The sequence below is a fragment of the Polaromonas sp. P4_H1 genome (assembly GCF_056400945.1).
On record NZ_JBFUKG010000079.1, the window covers coordinates 1 to 635 of the forward strand.

At 62.8% G+C, this 635-nt stretch carries 1 protein-coding gene; it reads left to right on the forward strand.

The window, feature by feature from the left end; translation table 11 throughout:
• Positions 1 to 632 (forward strand): guanylate kinase (gene gmk, locus AC1DS5_RS25185; protein ID WP_477720976.1); only part of this gene is annotated, 632 nt, incomplete at its 5' end.
• Positions 633 to 635 lie beyond the last annotated feature (3 nt).

The following is a 635-nucleotide window of genomic DNA, read 5'->3' on the forward strand; positions in this document are numbered from 1 at the left end:
GAGTCGAACGGCGCGGGCTGATGTTCGTGCTGTCATCGCCATCCGGTGCCGGCAAGACGACGCTGACGCGGCTGCTGATCGACCGGATGCCGGGGCTGCAACTGTCGGTCTCGGCCACGACGCGCCCGATGCGGCCTGGCGAGGTTGACGGCAAGGACTACATCTTCGTCGACAAGCCGCGCTTCGAAAAAATGGCCAAGGGCAATGAACTGCTCGAATGGGCCACGGTGTTCGACAACCGCTACGGCACGCCACGTGCACCGGTGGAAGCCGCGCTCTCAGCCGGCAATGACGTGCTGTTCGATATTGACTGGCAGGGTACGCAGCAACTGCGTGAGAAGGCGCGGGCTGACGTCGTCAGCGTCTTCATCCTGCCGCCCTCGGCGGCCGATCTCGAAAAGCGACTTCATACCCGCGCGCAGGATTCGGACGAAGTGATCCGCGGGCGCATGAGCCGCGCCAGCCACGAGATGAGCCACTGGGCCGAATACGACTACATTGTCATCAACCACAATGTGGAAGAGGCCTATAGCGAGGTGCAGTCGATTCTCARGGCCGAGCGCCTGAAGCGCGAACGCCGCACCGGCCTGACATCTTTCGTCCGCGGGCTCCAGCAAGAACTCGAAGGCTAATAC